The following is a 17,710-nucleotide window of genomic DNA, read 5'->3' on the forward strand; positions in this document are numbered from 1 at the left end:
TCAGGAGCCTTTCCGGTTGCTGCGGAGCCTTCGTGCGGTGGCGGCGCGGTCCCGCCGCGTGCGGGGTACGGCCGCGCCGGCGGTACCGCCGTCCAGGTGCGCGGCGAGCGCGGCGACCGTCGGGTGCCGGAAGAGGTCGACGAGGGACAGCGCCTCCTCGCCGTACCCGGCGCGGCGCAGGGCCGCCAGGACGGCCAGCAGCCGCACCGAATTGCCGCCCAGCTCGAAGAAGTTGTCGTGGACCCCCACCCGGTCGAGGGTCAGCGCCCGCGCCCACACCGCCGCGACGCGGCGCTCGGTGTCGCTGCCCGGCGCGGCGTACGACTCCGCCAACGCGGGCCGTTCGGCCGGGGGTTCGGGCAGCGCGGCCCGGTCGATCTTGCCGGAGCGGTTCAGCGGCAGCTCGTCCAGGCGGACGAAGACCTCGGGCACCATGTAGCCGGGCAGCCGCTCCGCCAGCCGGGCGCGCAGCGCCTCGTCGGGCGCGTCGCCGACGACGTACGCCACCAGCCGGTCGCCGCGCACGGCCGCGGCCGCCATCGACACCCCGGGCACCCCCGCCAGCAGCGCCTCGACCTCGCCGAGCTCGACGCGGAAGCCGCGCAGCTTCACCTGCGCGTCGCCGCGCCCGAGGTAGTGCAGTACGCCGTGCGCGTCGATCCGCCCGAGGTCACCGGTGCGGTACATGCGGCTGCCGGGCGGCCCGTACGGGTCGGCGACGAACCGCTCGGCGGTCATGCCGGGACGGCCGGTGTAGCCGCGCGCCAGCGAGGCCCCGGCGACGTACACCTCGCCCGTGACGCCGACGGGCACCGGCCGCAGCCGCGCGTCCAGCACATAGGTGCGGGCGCCCGGCACCGCGTGCCCGATGACCACCGGCTCGCCGGGGCGCAGCTCGGCGGTGGTCGCGTACACGGTGGCCTCGCTGGGCCCGTACGCGTTGACGATCCGCCGCCCGGGCGCGGCCAGCCGCTCCACCAGCTCGGCGGGGCACGCCTCCCCGCCGACGGCGAGGGTCCGCAGCCGGGGCAGCGCGGCCCCCGCCCCCTCGGGCAGCATCATCGCGGCGGACGGCGGCAGGAACACGTACGTGATGCCGCTGTCCCGCAGCCGCGCGAACAGCCCGTCCCCGAGCCGCTCGTGCTCCTGCGCGATGTGCAGCTCGGCGCCCGCGACCCACGGGAAGAACAGGTCGGACACGGCCACGTCGAACCCGAACGACACGAACTGCAGCACCCGGTCCTCGGCGGTGACCGGGAACACCGGCCGCACGGCGACGGCCAGGTTCACCAGCGCCCGGTGCTCCACGGCCACCCCCTTGGGGACGCCGGTGGAGCCGGAGGTGTAGAGGACGTAGGCGAGGTCGCCGGGCCCGGGCCGCAGGGCTTCACCCCCCTGGGTCCCGTCGCCCGGCTCGTCCACCCGCAGCGCCCGCACCCCCAGCTCCCGGTCCGCCGTCTCCGCCGCCACCAGCAGCAGCGACATCCCGGAGTCCTCGGCCATGTAGCGCAGGCGCGCGTCCGGGTTCGCCGGGTCCAGGGGGACGTACGCGGCGCCCGCGCGCAGGACAGCGAGGGCCGCGACCGCCATGTCCGCCGAGCGCGGCAGCAGCAGGCCGACGCGGACGCCGGGCCGGGCGCCCGCCGCGCGCAGCCGGGACGCCAGGCCGTCGGCGCGGGCGAGCAGCTCGCGGTAGGTGAGGCGCAGCCCGCCGCAGACCAGGGCCGTGGCGTCCGGGCGCTCGGCCGCGCGGTCCGCGACCAGGTCCGGCACCAGCCGGTTCACCGGCGCCGCCTCGGCCGTGCGGTCGGCGGCCGCCGTCACGCGGGCGCGCTCGTCCGCCGGGACCGCGTCCAGCAGGGACAGCGGCGCGTCGGGGCGGGCCAGGGCGTCGGAGAGCAGCGTCTCGAAGGACCGCGCCCACGCGCGTACCGTCGCCGCCTCGAACAGCCCGGCGCGGAAGATGAACTGCGCCGCCAGGTCCTCCCCCCAGCGCTCCACGTGCAGGTGCAGGTCGAACTTCGCGGCCTCCACCTCGACCTCGGCGCGCTCGACCTCCGCGCCCGCCAGCGCGAGCGACAGCGCGGTGTCGTCGTCGTACGCGAAGACCACCTGGACCACCGGGTCGTGGCTGGTCTCCCGGGCCGGGGCGACCGCGTCGACGACCGCCTCGAACGGCGCGTCCTCGTACGGCCGGGCCGCCACCAGCCGCTCGCGCAGCCGGGCGACCAGCTCGCCGTACGAGGGGTCGCCGGAAAGGTCCACCCGCAGCGCCAGCGTGTTGGTGAGCATGCCGACCGTCTCCTGGAGCTCGGGCCGGTCGCGCCCCGACACCGGGAACCCGATCACCAGGTCCTCGCGCCCCGAAAGCCGCCCCAGGAAGGCCGCGTACGCCGCGAACAGCCCCATGAAGGGCGTGGCCCCGCGCGCCCGGGCCACGGCCGCCAGCCGCTCCCGCACCGCCGCGCCGATCCGGAACCGCACGCTCCCGCCCGCCGCCGAGCGCACCGCCGCGCGCGGCCGGTCCAGGGGCAGCGCCACCGTGCCGGGCGCCCCGCGCAGCTGGTCCGCCCAGTGCGCCACGGCCCGGTCGTACGCGCCCCGCTCCATCCGCTCGCGCTGCCAGGCCGCGTAGTCGGGGTACTGCAGCGGCGGTTCGGGCAGTGCGGCCGGCACGCCCTTCAGCTCCGCCTCGTACGCCGCCGAGAGGTCCCGCAGGAGCACCTGGAGCGACCAGCCGTCGCAGACCAGGTGGTGGGCGACGAGCAGCACCCGGTGCGAGCCGTCGTCCAGCGCGTACACCGTGGCTCGCAGCAGCGGACCGGCCGCCGTGTCGAACGGCCGCGCCGCCTCCGCCCGTATCCGCGCGCCCACCTCGCCCGCCGGGACGCCGGTCTCCACCCGCACCGCCGCCCGGCCGTCCGACGCGACGATCTGGACCGGGATCCCGTCGGGGGACGCCCGGAAGACGGTGCGCAGCGCCTCGTGCCGCTCCACCAGCGCGTCCAGCGCGCGGCGGAACGCGGCGACGTCGAAGGGGCCGCGCACGGCGAAGGCGGCGGGCACGTTGTACTGCGCGGAGCCCGGGTCCAGCTGGTCCAGGACGAGCAGCCGGCTCTGCGCGTCGGAGACCGGGAACTCGTACTCCTCCACCTCTTCCACTTCCGTCATGACTTTCCCCGTAGTACGTCGTCGAGGACGGCGGCGACGGCCGCCGCCGGTCCCGCGTCCAGCACCTCGCTGTGGCCGCAGTCCAGTTCGTGGACGTCGACCCCCGCCGCCCACGGCCGCCACGCCGCCGCCTTCTCCTCCGTCGTCGCCTCGGCCGCGCGCGTCGCCGAGAAGAGCGTCACCCGCCCGTCGTACGGCGACGGCCGCCAGGCGCGCGCCAACCGGACGTGGTGAGCCACCGAGTCCGTGACGGCCGCGAGCCGCGCGTCGTCGAACCCGGCGAGGACGCCCTCGCCGTCCCGTACGCGCGCGAACACCTCGGCCCGGACCGGCGGACAGGCGTCCGGCGGCACCTGGTTGTTGCGCAGCAGCAGCCGCAGCGCCTCCCGCTCGACGGCCCCCGGATCGAGGGGTTCGGCGGAGGCCGGCTTCGGCATCGCGTCGACCACCGCGAGCAGCCCGACCTCCTCGCCCGCCCGCCGCAGCCGGACGGCCATCTCGTGGGCGAGCGGCCCGCCGAAGGAACGGCCGACGAGGAGGTACGGGCCGTGCGGCCGGACGGCGCGGACCCGCTCGACGTACTGCTCCGCCATCGCCCCCATGTCGGCGGGCAGGTCCGTCTCGCCGCGCAGCGCGGGCGACTGCAGGGCGAGGACCGGCAGGCCGGGGGAAAGGTGCGGCAGCAGCCCCGTGTACGCCCAGCCGAGGCCGAAGCCCGGGTGCACACAGAACAGCGGCGTACGGTCCGGCTCCCCGGGGCGCAGGGTGACGAGCGGCCCGAAGCCGTCGTCGGCGTCCCCGTCCAGGCGGTCGGCGAGCGCGGCCGGGGCCGGCGCCTCGAACAGCGCGGCGAGCGGGACGCGGACGCCAAGCGCCGACTCGATCCGCGAGGCCAGCCGCAGGGCGAGCAGCGAGTGCCCGCCGCGCGCGAAGAAGTCGTCGTCGGGGCCGACCGCGTCCACCCCGAGGACCTCGGCGAACAGCGCGCACAGCGCCGCCTCCCGCCCGGGCCGGGGCGCGCGGCGCGTTTCCCCTGCCGCTCGCGGCTCCGGCAGCGCCGTCCGGTCCACCTTCCCGTGCGCCGTCAGCGGTACGGCGTCCAGGCGCGCCCACACCGACGGCACCAGGTGCGGCGGCAGGACCCGCGCCGCCTCCTGCCGTACGGCACGGAGCCCGGCGCCCGGCGCGAGGACGACGTGCGCGGCGAGCACCTTGCCGCCGTCGCCGTCCGCCCCCGTCGGCCGGGCCGTCACCACGGCGCGGACGACTCCGGCGCAGCGCCCCAGCGCCGCCTCGACCTCGGCGGGCTCGACGCGGAAGCCCCGCACCTTGACCTGCGCGTCGGCGCGGCCCTCGAACTCCAGCACCCCGTCGGCGCGGCGCCGCACCAGGTCCCCGGTGCGGTACATGCGGGCGCCGGGCGGCCCGTACGGGTCGGCGACGAACCGCTCGGCGGTGAGGCCGGGCCGGTGCAGGTAGCCGCGCGCGAGACCGGCCCCGGCGACGTACAGCTCGCCGGTCGCGCCGTCGGGGACGGGGCGCAGGGCGGCGTCGAGGACGTACGTACGGGTCCCGTCGAGGGGCCGCCCGATGCCCTCGGGCCCGGCGGTGGCGAACACGGTGGTCTCGGTGGGCCCGTACCCGATGACGACGCGGGTGCCGGGACAGGCCTCCCGCACGCGCCGCACGGCCTCCGGCGCCACGACGTCGCCGCCCGCCCACACCTCCCGCAGGCCGGACAGCACCTCGGGCGCGACGTCGGCGACCACGCGGAACAGCTCGGCGGTCAGCCACAGCGCGGTGACGCCCTCGTCGGGCAGGAGCCGCTTGAGGAGGTCGGGCGTCACCGGCTCCGGGGGCGCGAGGACGACGGTCCCGCCGGTCAGCAGCGGCACCCACACCTCATAAGTAGCGGCGTCGAAGGTGTGCGCGCTGTGGAACAGCACACGGCGGTGGGCCCCGCCCGCGAAGCGCCGGTCGGCCGCGAGTTCGACGATCGCGCGGTGCGGGACGACGACGCCCTTCGGCTCGCCGCTGGAGCCCGAGGTGTACATGACGCAGGCGGCGTCGTCCGGGCCGGGCGGCGCGATGCGTGCGGGGTCCGCCGGGCCTTCCGCGTCGAGGCGGCCGAGGCGCACTTCGGCCACGTCGCGCGGCAGCCACGGCACCGGCCCCGGCGTCACGGCGAGGCGCGCCCCCGAGGAGGCGAGGAGCCGGCGCAGCGGGGCGTCCGGCTGGGCCGGGTCCAGGGGGAGGTACGCGGCGCCCGCCGTGACCACCGCCAACTGCGCCACCACCAGCGGCAGCGAGCGCGGCAGCAGCAGCGCCACCGTGTCGCCCCGCCGGACCCCCGAGGCGACCAGGCGCCGGGCCAGCGCGTCCGACGCGGCCGCCAGTTCGGCGTACGTGAGGGAGCCCGAGTCCGAGCCCGAGCCGTCCACCGCGCGCAGCGCCACCGCCTCCGGGGTGCGGGACGCCTGCTGCGCGAACCGCTCCACGACCGTCGCCGGTTCGGCGGGCACCCCCGTCGGTCCCGCCCCCGCCGCCAGCAGCGCGGCGCGCTCCTCGGGCGGCAGGACGTCCAGCCGGGCCACCGGCCGGTGCGGGTCTCCCGCGAGCTCCTCCAGCGCGCGCGCCAGCCGCGCCGCCACCGCGCCGGGCGCGATGCCGTGGCGGCAGGTGACCCGCAGCAGCATGCGCTCGCCCGCGACGACGGCCACGGTCACCAGGTAGTGGGTGGCGTCCCGCGCCTCGACGAGGCGCACGGCGGCGGTGCCGTCCGCCCCGGAGCGCGGATAGTTCTCGAACGCCAGCACCGTGTCGAAGAGGTCCCCGGCCCCCGCCGCCCGCTGCACCTCCGCGAGCCGCACATGGTGGTACGGAGCCAGGCGCAGCTGCTCGTCCTGGAGGCGGGCCAGCAGCTCGCCCACCGACTCGCCCTCGCGCAGCCGCACCCGTACCGGCAGCGTGTTGATGAAGAGGCCCACCATCTCCTCCACGCCCGGCAGGTCGTGCGGCCGGCCCGAGACCACGGCCCCGAACACCACGTCGCGCGCGCCGCCGCCCGTCATCCGGTGCAGGACCAGCGCCCAGGCGGCCTGGACCAGGGTGTTGACGGTGACCCCGCACGCGGCGGCCCGCCGCGCCAGCGCGGCCGTGAGCGCGGCGGAGAGCTCCAGGTCGTGCACGGCGGCCTCGGAGGAACCGGACGGGGACAGGAGCGGGGGCCGCTCCAGGCCCGCGAGCGCCGCGTGCCACGCCGCCCGCGCCGCGTCGGCGTCCTGCCGCCGCAGCCACGCGAGGTAGTCCCGGTAGGGGACGGGCGGCGGCAGCGGTGCACCGGCGCAGAGCGCGGCCAGGTCCCGTTCCAGGAGCGGCAGCGACCAGCCGTCCAGGAGAAGGTGATGGAAGGTCAGGACAAGGTCCCGGCCCTCCACCAGGGCACCCCGCACCAGCGGAGGCCGCCGCACGTCGAACCCCCGCGCCCGCTCCTGCGCCATCACCTCCCGTACGTCGCCGGTGGCGACCTCCCGCCACTCGACGGCCGCCTCGCGCGGGATCAGCTGTACCGGCCGCTCCAGCCGCTCGTGCCGGAAGCACGCCCGCAGGTTCGGGTGCCGCTCCAGCAGCGCCGCCACCGCCTGCCGCACCGGCACCGGGGCGCCGGGGCCGATCCGGAAGCGGGCCTGCACCACGTACGGGTCCGGCTCGTCGCCCCCGGCGTCGCGTACCGCGTGGAAGTAGAGCCCCTCCTGCGCGGGCGCCAGCGGCAGCACATCCGCGATCCGCCCGCCGCCACGGGCCGGGCCGCGCTCGCTCACAGGTCCCCCTCCAGCATCTCCAGCTGCTCCTGCGACAGCTCCACCAGGTCGAAGTCCGACGCCGTGTGCCCGCCCGCGCCCTCCTGGGACGCCTCCGTCACCAGCGCTTCGACCGCCTCGCGCCACAGCTCCGCGAGCCGCCGCACCCCGGCGCCGTCCAGGACCCCTTCCGCGTACGACCACGCGGCGACCAGCCCCCGGTCGAGCGCCACCGCGTCGATCTCCAGCGCGTGCGCCAGCGGCATCGCGTCCGCCGCCCCGCCGAGCAGCTCACCCCCGGCCACATCGGTGCCGCCCAGCCGCCCCAGGTAGTTGAAGCGGACGTCGGGCACGGGCAGGGCCGCCAGCTTCGGCGCCGTGTCCTCGTTCAGGTAGCGCAGCAGCCCCCACCCGACACCCCCGTCCGGCACCGCGCGCAGCTGTTCCTTGACGCGCTTCAGCGCCTCGCCCGCAGCCGCCGTCCCCGCAGTCGCCTCCGCCGTACCGCCCGCGTCCAGCCGTACCGGGTACTGGGTGGTGAACCAGCCGACGGTCCGGGCCACGTCCACCCCGTCCGCCAGGGCGTCGCGCCCATGGCCCTCCAGGTGCACCAGCACACCGGAGCCGCCGCGCCACCGCTCCACGGCCACCGCGAGGGCGGCCAGCAGCACCGCGTCCGTACCGCAGTGGAACACCGCGGGCACGGCCCCGAGCACCGCCTCCGTCACCTCGGCGCCGAACTCCACGGTGAAGGTGGCCCGGGGCGCCCCGGCGCCGCGCCCGCCCGCGATCCGGGCGTCCGGGCCCCCGACCGTCAACGCCCGCTCCCACCAGGCCGCTTCGGTGTCCACCCGCTGCGGCCGCGCCGCCTCCTCGCGCAGCAGCTCCGCCCAGCGCCGGAAGGACGTGCCGCCCGCCTCCCGCACCGGGGACCCCGCCAGCGCGGCGGCCAGCTCGGGCCCGAGCACCCGCCAGGACACGCCGTCGATCGCGAGGTGATGCACCGTCAGGGTCAGCTTGCCGCCCTCCAGGACGGCCCGCAGCATCTCGCCCCGCGCCGGGTCCAGCCGCCCGTCCTCCGGAGCCTCGCGCAGGACCTCCACCCGTACGTCCCCGGCGGGCCGGACCTCCAGCTCGACCGGGTCCGCGTCCGGGCCGCCGTCGACCAGCCGCATCCGCAGCGCCCCGTGCCGGTCCACCAGCCCCTGCACGGCAGCGGCCACCCGCTCGTACGGCACCCCGTCCGGGACGGGGAACACCATCGACTGGGTGAACGCCGCTGGGTCACCGCCGTGTTCACGGCTCAGCTCGCGCCACCACCGCATGACGGGCGTGAGCGGCAACCGCCCCGCGTCCGAGCCGCCGGACGCGGGGGCTGCCTCCCGCGCCGCCTGCGCCACCCGCGCCAGCCCCGCCGGGGTCCGCGCCGTGAACACGTCCCGGGGCGTGAGCGCGAGCCCCGCCTCCGTCAGCGCCCGCCCGGCCAGCTGGATCGCCATGATGCTGTCGCCGCCGAGCCGGAAGAAGTCGTCGTCCGCGCCGACCGACGCCACGCCCAGCACCCCCGCGAAGAGCCCGCACAGGGCTGCCTCGCGCTCGGAGGCCGGGGCCCGCCCGGTCTCCGCCACCCCGCCCGGCTCGGGCAGGGCGGCCCGGTCCAGCTTGCCGTTCGCGGCGACCGGCAGGGCGTCCAGCACCACCACATCGGCGGGCACCATGTGCGCGGGCAGCCGCCCGGCCGCGTACGCGAGCAACTCCCCGATGTCGACGGAGCCGTTCGGGACCACGTACCCGACCAGGCGCCCGCCGCGCACCACCACCACGGCCCGCCCCACCGCCGGGTGCTCGGTGAGGACGGCCGCCACCTCGCCCGGCTCCACCCGGAAGCCCCGCAGCTTCACCTGGTCGTCCGCGCGGCCCAGGCAGTCCAGCGACCCGTCCTCGCGCCACCGCGCCAGGTCCCCGGTCCGGTACATCCGCGCGCCCGGCGGGCCGTACGGATCGGCGACGAACCGCTCGGCGGTCAGCCCCGGCCGCCCCAGGTAGCCGCGCGCCAGCCCGTCGCCCGCCAGGTACAGCTCGCCGCGCACCCCGGCCGGTACCGGGCGGAGCCGCGCGTCGAGGACGTACGCGCGCGTACCGGCCACCGGCGTCCCGATCGTCGGCGTCCGCCCGTCCGGCACCAGAGGCCCGGACGCGGTGGCGCCGACGGTCGACTCGGTCGGCCCGTACGCGTTGTGGAACCGCCGCCCGGTGGCGGGGGCGGCCCAGTGGGCCACCAGCTCCGGCGGGCACGCCTCCGCGCCCGACGCGACCACCCGCAGGTCCGGATACGCGCCGTCCGGCACGGTCGCCAGCACCGACGGCGGCAGCAGGGTGCACGTGATCCGCTCCCGGGTCAGTACGTCCCCGAGCGCCGCGCCCACCATCGGCCCGGCGGGCGCCACGACCAGCGTCGCGCCGGCCGCGAACGCCATCGCCGCCTCACCGACCGAGATGTCGAAGGCGGGCGACCCCAGCTGGAGCACCCGGTCGTCCGGCCCGAGCCCGAACCGCTCCGCGTAGCCGTGCCCCAGCGCGGCGATGCCCCGGTGCGTGACGACGACGCCCTTGGGTCGCCCGGTGGTGCCGGAGGTGTGGATGACGTACGCGGTGTCGTCCGCGCCCACCTCCCGTACGGGAAGCGGCTCGTGCGCCGCGTACGCCACCTCGTCGAGGGCGAGCAGGGGCACCTCGCCCGGCAGGTCCGTGTGCTGACGATCGGTCACCATAAGCACCGGCGCCGCGTCCTCCAGCACGTACCGCACGTGCTCGGCCGGGTAGTCGAGGTCGATCGGCAGATACGCCGCGCCCGCCCGCTGCACCGCCAGCGCGGCCACCACCATCGCGGGCGTCCGCCCCAGCGCCAGCGCCACGAGCCGCCCGGGCCCGGCGCCGCGCGCCGCGAGCAGCCCGGCCAGCCGGTCCACCCGGTCGGCGAGTCCGGCGTACGTCAGCGCGACGTCGTCGCACGCCAGCGCCACGGCACCGGGCGTACGCGCCGCCTGCCGCGCCACCAGGCCGGGGAGCGTCTCCGGGCGCGGCCCCGCCGGCCCCGTCGAGGCGGCCAGCAGCCGGGCCCGCTCCGCCGCCGGCACCAGGTCGTGGTCGCGGACCGGGGCGTTTGGCGCCGCCGTCACGTGCCGCAGCAGCTCCACGTACGCCTCGGCCCACCGCGCCACCGCCTCGGGCGCGAACAGCTCCGTGCGCACCTCGAAGCTGCCCGTCATGCCCTCGGCCGGGTCGGCGGAGTCCCGCACGATGCCGACCAGGTCGTGCTCGCCGCCCGTGTGGATGCGCTCGGGCACGGCGAACTCGCTCAGCGCCCGCACACTGCGCTGCTGCGCCAGGTGCATGAACACCCACTGGAACAGCGGCGAGCGCCCCGCGTCCCGCTCGGGCGCCACCGCCGACACGATCCGCCCCACCGGCACGTCGGCGTTGGCCATCAGCTCCGGGAAGTCGGCCGCGAACCGCGCCAGCACCTCCCCGAAGGAGTCCTCCGGTCCGATCCGCCACCGCGTGGGCACGGCGTTCATCACGTACCCGATGACCCGCTCCAGGCCCTTGGCCGCCCGGTTCGCGGTCGGCGTGCCCAGCACCAGGTCACCGGCGCCCGACAGCCGGTGCGCGAGCACCGCGAACGCCGCCATCAGCACCACGTACACCGACGCGCCCCGCTGCCGCGCCAGCGCCCGCACCGCGTCCGCCGTCTCCCGCTCGATCCGGAACGGCACCTGCGCGATCCCGGGACCGCGACCGGGCGCCGCCGTCGGCGTACCGGGCACGGTCAACGCCCCCGGCGGCTCGGCGAGGTAGCGCCGCCAGAAGCCGAGGCGCGCCTCGAAGACCCCGGCGGCCTCCAGCTCGCCCTGCCAGGCGGCGAAGTCGGCGTACTGCACGGGCGGTCGCGTCAGCCGGGACGCGGTGCCGTCGCGCACCCACCGGTACGCCTCGGCGAACTCGCTCTGGAGCACGTCGAAGGACCACCAGTCGGTGATGATGTGGTGCAGGCTCAGCATCAGCGTGGACCGCCGGTCGTCGACCGTGACGAACCGCGCCCGGATCAGCCGGTCGCCCGCCAGGTCGAACGGCCGCCGCCGGAACGCCTCCAGGGCCTGGTCGATCCCGCGCCCGGTCCCCCGCAGGTCCTCCCGCTCCAGCACGAAGGGCCCCTCGTCCGGGAACTCCAGCCACAGGTCCCCGGCTTGGCCCCGGATCCGCGCCCGGAGGATGTCGTGGTGTTCCCGCACCAGCGTGAGCGCCGCCGCCAGGTGCGCGGGGTCGACCGGCCCGTCGAAGTGGTACGCCGAGCACAGGTTCAGCGCCGGGGTCCCCGGATACAGGGAGTCGTACACCCACAGGTCCTCCTGCGCGGGGCTGAGCCGCACCGGCCCGTCACCGTCCCGCACCGGCACGACGGCGGGCACGGACCCGGCCCGCCCCGACTCCACCAGGCGCCGCATGAACCGCACGCGCTGCTCGGAGCCGAGCGCGCGGAACCGGTCGGCCGTCGACACCATCTAGAGCTCCTCCTGGAGTTCCGCCAGCCGGTGCAGCCCGGCCAGCACGTCGTCCCGGCCGAGGCCGAAGTCGATGAAGCAGGCGACCTCGTCGACGCCCAGGTCGCGCAGGTCGGCGAGCATCTTCCGGCAGGTCTCCGCCGAGCCGAGCAGCGAGCCCCACGTGAGGTAGCGGCGGAAGGCGAACTCCGCCATCAGCGCCGTCTGTTCGTCCGTCAGCCCGGCGGTGCGCCGGTCGGCGGACCGGTTGGCGGAGGTCTGCCGCACGTACGAGCGCAGGTACGCCGTGAGCGGCGCCGCCACCAGCCGCTGGACGTGCGCGTCGTCCTCGCCGACGAAGGTGTGCGCCATGAGCGTGACCTTGCCGTGCGGCGCCATGCCACTGAGCGGGGTGCCGTCCGGCTCGGGCGCGGCGGCGTGTGCCGCCCGGTACCGGGCGATCTTCCCGGCCAGCTCGTCCCGGCTCTGGCCCACGGTCGCCCCCAGCACCCCGGTCCGCAGCCGCCCGGCCGTCTCCCAGGTCTCGGGGCTCCCGGAGGTGGTCAGCCACAGCGGCAGCGCCTCCTGGACGGGCGCGGGCGTGGGCCGCACGGCCACCGCCTCGCCGACGCCGTCCTCGAACTCCACCGCCTCCCCGGCCCACAGCCGGCGCAGCAGCGGCACGTCCCGCCGCACGCGCTCGCGCCGGTCGGCGTACGCGCCGGGGGAGACGACGAAGTCGGCGGAGTGCCACCCGGTGGCGACGGACAGCCCGACGCGTCCGCGCGACAGGTTGTCGACGACCGCCCAGTCCTCCACCACCCGCAGCGGATGGTGCAGGGGCAGCACGACGCTGCCGGCCCGGATCCCGATCCGCTCCGTGGCGACGGCGAGCGCGGCGCTGAGCACGGGCGGACTGGGGAACACCTGCCCGACCTGCTGGAAGTGCCGCTCGGGCGTCCACACGGCGTGGAACCCGAGCCGGTCGGCGGCGCGGGCGACGGCGAGGATGTCGTCGTACGCCTCCACGTGCCGCCCCCGCCCGGCCCCGGCCTCCGCGGCTCCGGTCTCCGCCCCGCCCGGCGCGTCCGCGCCGAAGAACATCACACTCAGGTCCATGACCGCTCCCCCTCCCGCCGGTCCTGCTCCGGTTCCTGGGCCCGCTGCCGGGGCACCCGGGCCCGGCGGGGGATCGGGGAGTCGGCGGCGCGCGGGGGCCGGTCCGTGGCCTCCAGGGCGGCGGCCAGACCGGCGGGCGTCGGCGTCTCGAAGATCTGCGCGGCGGTGACGGCCCCGCCGCCGAGCCCCTCGTTCGTCAGGCGCGCGGCGACGCGCACCGCGCGCAGGGAGTTGCCGCCGAGCATGAAGAAGTCGTCGTGCGGCCCGACCTGCTCGACGCCGAGCACGTCCCGCCACACCGCCGTGACGCGCCGCGTGAGCGCGGTGTCGGGAGCGTCCGGCACGGGCGCGGGCACCGGCACCGGCCGGTGAGGGGCAACGGTGGCGCGGGGCGGCTCGCCGAGGTCCAGCTGCGAGAGCCGGACGTCCGGGTCCGCCGCCGCGGCCTCCAGCACCCGCACGAAGGCGTCGGCGAGCCACTCCACCACCGCGCGGTCCAGCGCCGCCCTGCGGTATTCCAGCGTGACCGTCACCCCCTCCGGCGCACCCGTGGGCCCCGCCCCGTAGTGGTCCGTCACGTCCACGAGCAGCTCGAAGCGCGCCGCGCCCGTACGGACGACCTCCACCGAGGCGTCCACGCCCGGCAGGTCCACCTCCGCGCGGGCGTTGTTCTGCAGGGCCAGGACCACGTCCGTGAACGGCTGGCGCCCGGGCCGCCGCGCCGGGTTCAGCGCGTCGACGACCTCCTCGAACGGCACGTCCTGGTGCGCCAGCGCCGACAGGTCCGCCTCCCGCACGCGCGCCAGCAGCTCCCGCACCGTCGGGTCGCCGGACGCGTCGGCGCGCAGGACCAGCAGGTTCACGAAGAAGCCGACCACGTCGTCGACGGTCCCGTCGTTCCCGCGCCCCGCGACCGGCGCGGCGACCGCGGTGTCCTCGCCCGCGCCCGCCCGGGCCAGCACGGCGGCCAGCACCGCGTGCAGCACCATGAAGAGCGTGGCCCCGTGCGCGCGGCCCAGCTCCACCAGCCGCCGGTGCGCCCCGGCGCCCAGGCTCCGCACGACGGTGCCGGCGTCCCGGGCCCCGCCGCCCTCGCCGCGCCACGGCAGCTCCGGCGGCCGTACGCCGGCCAGCTCCTTCTCCCAGTACGCCAGCTGCGTGTCGCGCAGTTCCACCAGCCGCTCCCGCCGGCGCCGGGCGTGCTCGGCGTACCCGACCGGAAGGGGAGGCAGCGCCGTACCCGCGTACGCCCGCGACAGGTCGCGGAAGAGCGGCGGCAGCGACCAGCCGTCCGCCGCGATGTGGTGCAGCACCAGCAGCAGCGCGTGCTCGCCCGGCCGCTCCCGTACGGTGAACAGCACGCCTCGGACGGGGAGTTCGGCGCTCAGGTCGAACCGGTGGAGCGCCTCGTCGCGGATCCGCCGCTCCAGCTCCTCACCGCCCACGACCAGGTGCGTGAACGGCGGCCGGGCCGCGTCCCCCGCCCGTACGCGCCGCACCGGCTCGCCGTCCACCGCGTCGAACACCGTCCGCAGCGCCTCGTGCCGCGCCACGACCGCGCCGAGCGCGGCGGCCAGCGCCTCGGCGTCCACGGGCCCGCGCAGCCGGGCCAGCATGGGCATGTTGTACGCGACGCCGGCGTCGAGCCGGTCCAGGAACCAGAGCCTGCGCTGGGCGTACGACACCGACGTGCCGTCATCCGGAGCGCCCGGTTCCGCCGGCAGGGAGACGGAGGTCAACCGGGGCGCCAGCGCCGCCGGCGTCGGCGCCTCGAACAGCGTCCGTACGTCGACCTCGGCGCCCAGCTCCGCGTGGATCCGTCCCAGCAGCCGCGCCACGAGCAGCGAGTGCCCGCCCAGCGCGAAGAAGTCGTCGTCGGCGCCGACCGACTCCACGCCCAGCACCTCGGCGAACAGCGCGCACAGCGCCGCCTCGCGCGCGTCACCGGGCGCCCGCCCGAGGCCGCCCGCCACGCGTCCCGGCGCGGGCAGGGCGGCCCGGTCCAGCTTGCCGTTCCCCGTCAGCGGCAGCGCGTCCAGCGGCACGAACGCCCCCGGCACCAGGTGGTCGGCCAGCACGCTCTTCGCGTACGCGCGCAGATCCGCCTCGTCGTAGCCGTCGTGCCCGACGACGTACGCCACGAGCTGCCGCTCCCCGGCGTGGTCCTCGCGGGCGACGACCGCGACCCGGCGGACGTCCGGGTGGCGCCCCAGCACGGCCTCGACCTCGCCGGGCTCCACGCGGAAGCCCCGGATCTTGACCTGCGCGTCGGCCCGCCCGACGAACTCCAGCGCGCCGTCCGCCGCCCGCCGCCGCACCAGGTCCCCGGTCCGGTACATCCGCGCACCCGGCGGCCCGAACGGATCGGCGACGAACCGCTCAGCGCTCGCCCCCGCCTGCCCGGCGTACCCGAGCGCGAGCCCGGCCCCGGCGGCGTACAGCTCCCCGACGACCCCGTCCGGCACGGGCCGCAGCCGCGCGTCGAGGACGTACACCCGCTTCCCCGCCAGCGGCCGCCCGATGGGTACGGAGGGCGCCTCGCCACCCCGGACATCGTCCGGCCCGATCAGGTGGGTGGTGAGGAACACCATGCCCTCCACCGGCCCGTAGCCGTTGCTGAGCCGCAGCCCGGGCCACCGCTCCAGCGCGCGCGCCACATGCGGGGCGGACAGCGCCTCGCCACCGACGACGAGTTCGCGCACGCCGTCGACCGCGCGCGGATACTCGTCGACGATCACGTTGAACAGCCCGGCGGACAGGTACGCCGAGGTGACGCCGTGCTCCGCGACGAGCCGGCCCATCACCACCGGGTCCGGCCGCCGGCCCGGATGCAGCACGCACGTCCCGCCGCCCAGCAGCGGCCCCCACAGCTCCAGCGCGAACGCGTCCCACGACACGGGCGCGCACTGCAACCACACCGCCCCGGGCCCGAAGGAGGCGAAGTCCTGCCCGGTCAGCGTCGCCGTGATGGCGTGGTGGGAGGCGACGATGCCCTTCGGCCGCCCGGTGGACCCGGAGGTGAACATCACGCACGCGGCGTCGCCCGCGTCCCCCGCGCCGAGGGCGTACGTCCCGCCCTCGGCCGCCATGGCCGCCACGTCGATGGACGGCCCGTGCTCCCAGCGCGCGCCCGCCCGGTCCACGACGACACCGACGCCCGCGTCGGCGGCCATCGCCCGCAGCCGCGCCGCCGGGAAGCCCGGGTCGAGCATCACGTACGCGGCACCCGCCTTGAGCGTGCCGAGCAGCGCCACCACCATCGCGGCCGACCGCTCCAGGTACACGCCCACGCGCGAGCCCCGCACCACCCCGTGACCGGCCAGCGCCCCGGCGAAACGTTCCGCCGCCTCGTCGAGCCGGCGGTACGTCAGCCTCTCGTCGCCGTCCACCAACGCGACCGCGTCCGGGGCGCGGCGCACCTGCTCCGCGAACCGCTCGTGCACACGCTCCACGTCACACCGGCCGCAGGTCGGTCCAGTGCTCCTCCACGTACGCGAGGGCGTCCGTGCGGGGGCTCGCCCCGAGCGCGACGGCCCACCCCGAGGGCACGTCGATCCCGTCGGGCCACAGTGAGTGCTGCCCCTCGTCGTTGACGAGGACGAGATACAGCCCGTCCTCGTCCTCGAACGGATTGGTCCGTACGTCGCTCATTCCTTCTCCCCCTTGTCGGGCTTCACGTCCGGAAGCAGTACGTCGATGTCGCGCACGGAGCGCCGCGCGAGCCCCCACAGGGCCACGGCGATGCCGAGGAGCCCGGCGATGAGCAGCATCGCCGCCATGCCGCTGCCCGGCCCGTCCCCGAGAACCGGCCCGAGCACCGCGAAGAGCCCGGTGCCGGCGCTCGCCTGCGGCTCGAAGACGGTGTCGGCCAGGGGCCCGGACACGCCGGTGGCGATCGGCACGGACAGCTGCGACAGGAACATGACGGCACCGAAGACCCGGCCGTGCCACTCCGGCTCCACCTTGGTCTGCACGAGGGAGTGCATGGCCCCGTTGATGACCGGCATGAGCAGCGCCCCCGCGAAGATGGCGGCACACCAGCCCACGACCCCGTCGGCCAGCGCCATCGCCACCTGCGAGGTCAGGCACATGCCGATGATGCCGAGCATCATGCCGCGCCCCCGGTCGCGCGGCCCGCCCCAGGTGGCCATGAGCAGCCCGCCCGCGACACCGCCGACGCCGATGGCGGTGTTGACGGCGGCGAGCGCGGCGGCGTCGTTCCCGGTGCGGGCGAGCACCATGGGCTGTACGGCGGCGAACCCGAAGACCATCACCAGGTTCACCACGCAGAACGTCAGCATCAGATCGCGCAGGCTCGGCTGCCGGAACAGATGCCGCAGCCCGGCCACCGCGTCCCGCAGGATCCGCTTCCGCCCGGTGGCCGCCCCGGTCTTCCTGGCGTCCCCCGCGAACCGCACGACGCGGATGGTGACGAGCGCCAGCGCGAAACTGGCCACGTCGACGACGAGGACGACCCCGACTCCAGACAGGGCGACGAGCAGCCCGCCCAGCGCGGGACCGCCCACCTCGGCGGTGCTCTTGGCGCTCGCGAGCATGCCGTTGGCCCGCTGGAGCTGGTCGCCGCGCACCAGCATGGGCACGGCGGAGGCCATCGCCGGGAACTGGAAGGCCGCGCTCACCCCGAGCAGGGCGACGGCCGGATAGACCTGCCAGGCCTGGAGCCCGCCCCCGGCGAAGTGCACGGCGCACAGGGCCGCGACGACCACGAGCCCGCCGCCGTCGGCGAGTTGGAGGGCTGTCCGCTTGCTGGAGCGGTCGATCAGCGCTCCGGCGACGGGGCTGAGCAGCACCTGCGGCAGCAGGGCGCACAGCGACAGCAGGGTGACGGCGGTCGCCCGCTCACCGGCCGACCAGGCCTCGATGACGAACGCGAACCGGAGCACGGAGTTGCCGACCAGCGACACGACCTGCCCGGCCCATATGACCGAGAACCCCCCCATCCCCGCGAAGCGGCCGGGGCGGGGAGCTTGTGACTCGGTGCCGCCCTTGACACGTAAGGACTTGTGCATGACGACCCCGACGTCCGTTCAGGTTCCGTTGACGGTTCCTCAGCGGCTC

General features: G+C 76.8%; 7 protein-coding genes. All 7 read right to left on the reverse strand.

The annotated features are described in order from the left end of the window. The 7 genes from ACIRNI_RS00915 to ACIRNI_RS00945 are packed head-to-tail and all read right to left on the reverse strand — an operon-like array spanning position 1 to position 17,592. Positions 1-3,171, reverse strand: a complete 3,171-nt coding sequence (locus ACIRNI_RS00915; RefSeq protein WP_403547144.1) for an amino acid adenylation domain-containing protein — start codon at positions 3,169-3,171, stop codon at positions 1-3. After that, positions 3,168-6,992 (reverse strand): amino acid adenylation domain-containing protein, encoded by a 3,825-nt coding sequence (locus ACIRNI_RS00920; protein WP_403547146.1) that lies wholly within the window; start codon positions 6,990-6,992, stop codon positions 3,168-3,170. The genes ACIRNI_RS00915 and ACIRNI_RS00920 overlap by 4 nt, the downstream gene beginning before the upstream one ends. Further along, positions 6,989-11,533 (reverse strand): amino acid adenylation domain-containing protein, encoded by a 4,545-nt coding sequence (locus ACIRNI_RS00925; RefSeq protein WP_403547148.1) that lies wholly within the window; start codon positions 11,531-11,533, stop codon positions 6,989-6,991. Before ACIRNI_RS00925 ends, ACIRNI_RS00920 begins: the two co-directional genes overlap by 4 nt. Continuing rightward, positions 11,534-12,631 (reverse strand): MupA/Atu3671 family FMN-dependent luciferase-like monooxygenase, encoded by a 1,098-nt coding sequence (locus ACIRNI_RS00930; RefSeq protein WP_403547150.1) that lies wholly within the window; start codon positions 12,629-12,631, stop codon positions 11,534-11,536. It abuts the gene before it with no gap. Continuing rightward, positions 12,622-16,083 (reverse strand): amino acid adenylation domain-containing protein, encoded by a 3,462-nt coding sequence (locus tag ACIRNI_RS00935; RefSeq protein ID WP_403547152.1) that lies wholly within the window; start codon positions 16,081-16,083, stop codon positions 12,622-12,624. Before ACIRNI_RS00935 ends, ACIRNI_RS00930 begins: the two co-directional genes overlap by 10 nt. Position 16,084: 1 nt before the next feature. Next, complete coding sequence (locus tag ACIRNI_RS00940; RefSeq protein WP_403547154.1) at positions 16,085-16,282, reverse strand: MbtH family protein; 198 nt, start codon at positions 16,280-16,282, stop codon at positions 16,085-16,087. Then, positions 16,279-17,592: an MFS transporter gene (locus ACIRNI_RS00945; protein ID WP_403547156.1), complete on the reverse strand. Its 1,314-nt coding sequence runs from the start codon at positions 17,590-17,592 to the stop codon at positions 16,279-16,281. Before ACIRNI_RS00945 ends, ACIRNI_RS00940 begins: the two co-directional genes overlap by 4 nt. Positions 17,593-17,710: the final 118 nt, after the last annotated feature.

It is taken from the genome of Streptomyces sp. NPDC093546, from assembly GCF_044765045.1.
In the GTDB taxonomy this organism is placed as follows: domain Bacteria; phylum Actinomycetota; class Actinomycetes; order Streptomycetales; family Streptomycetaceae; genus Streptomyces.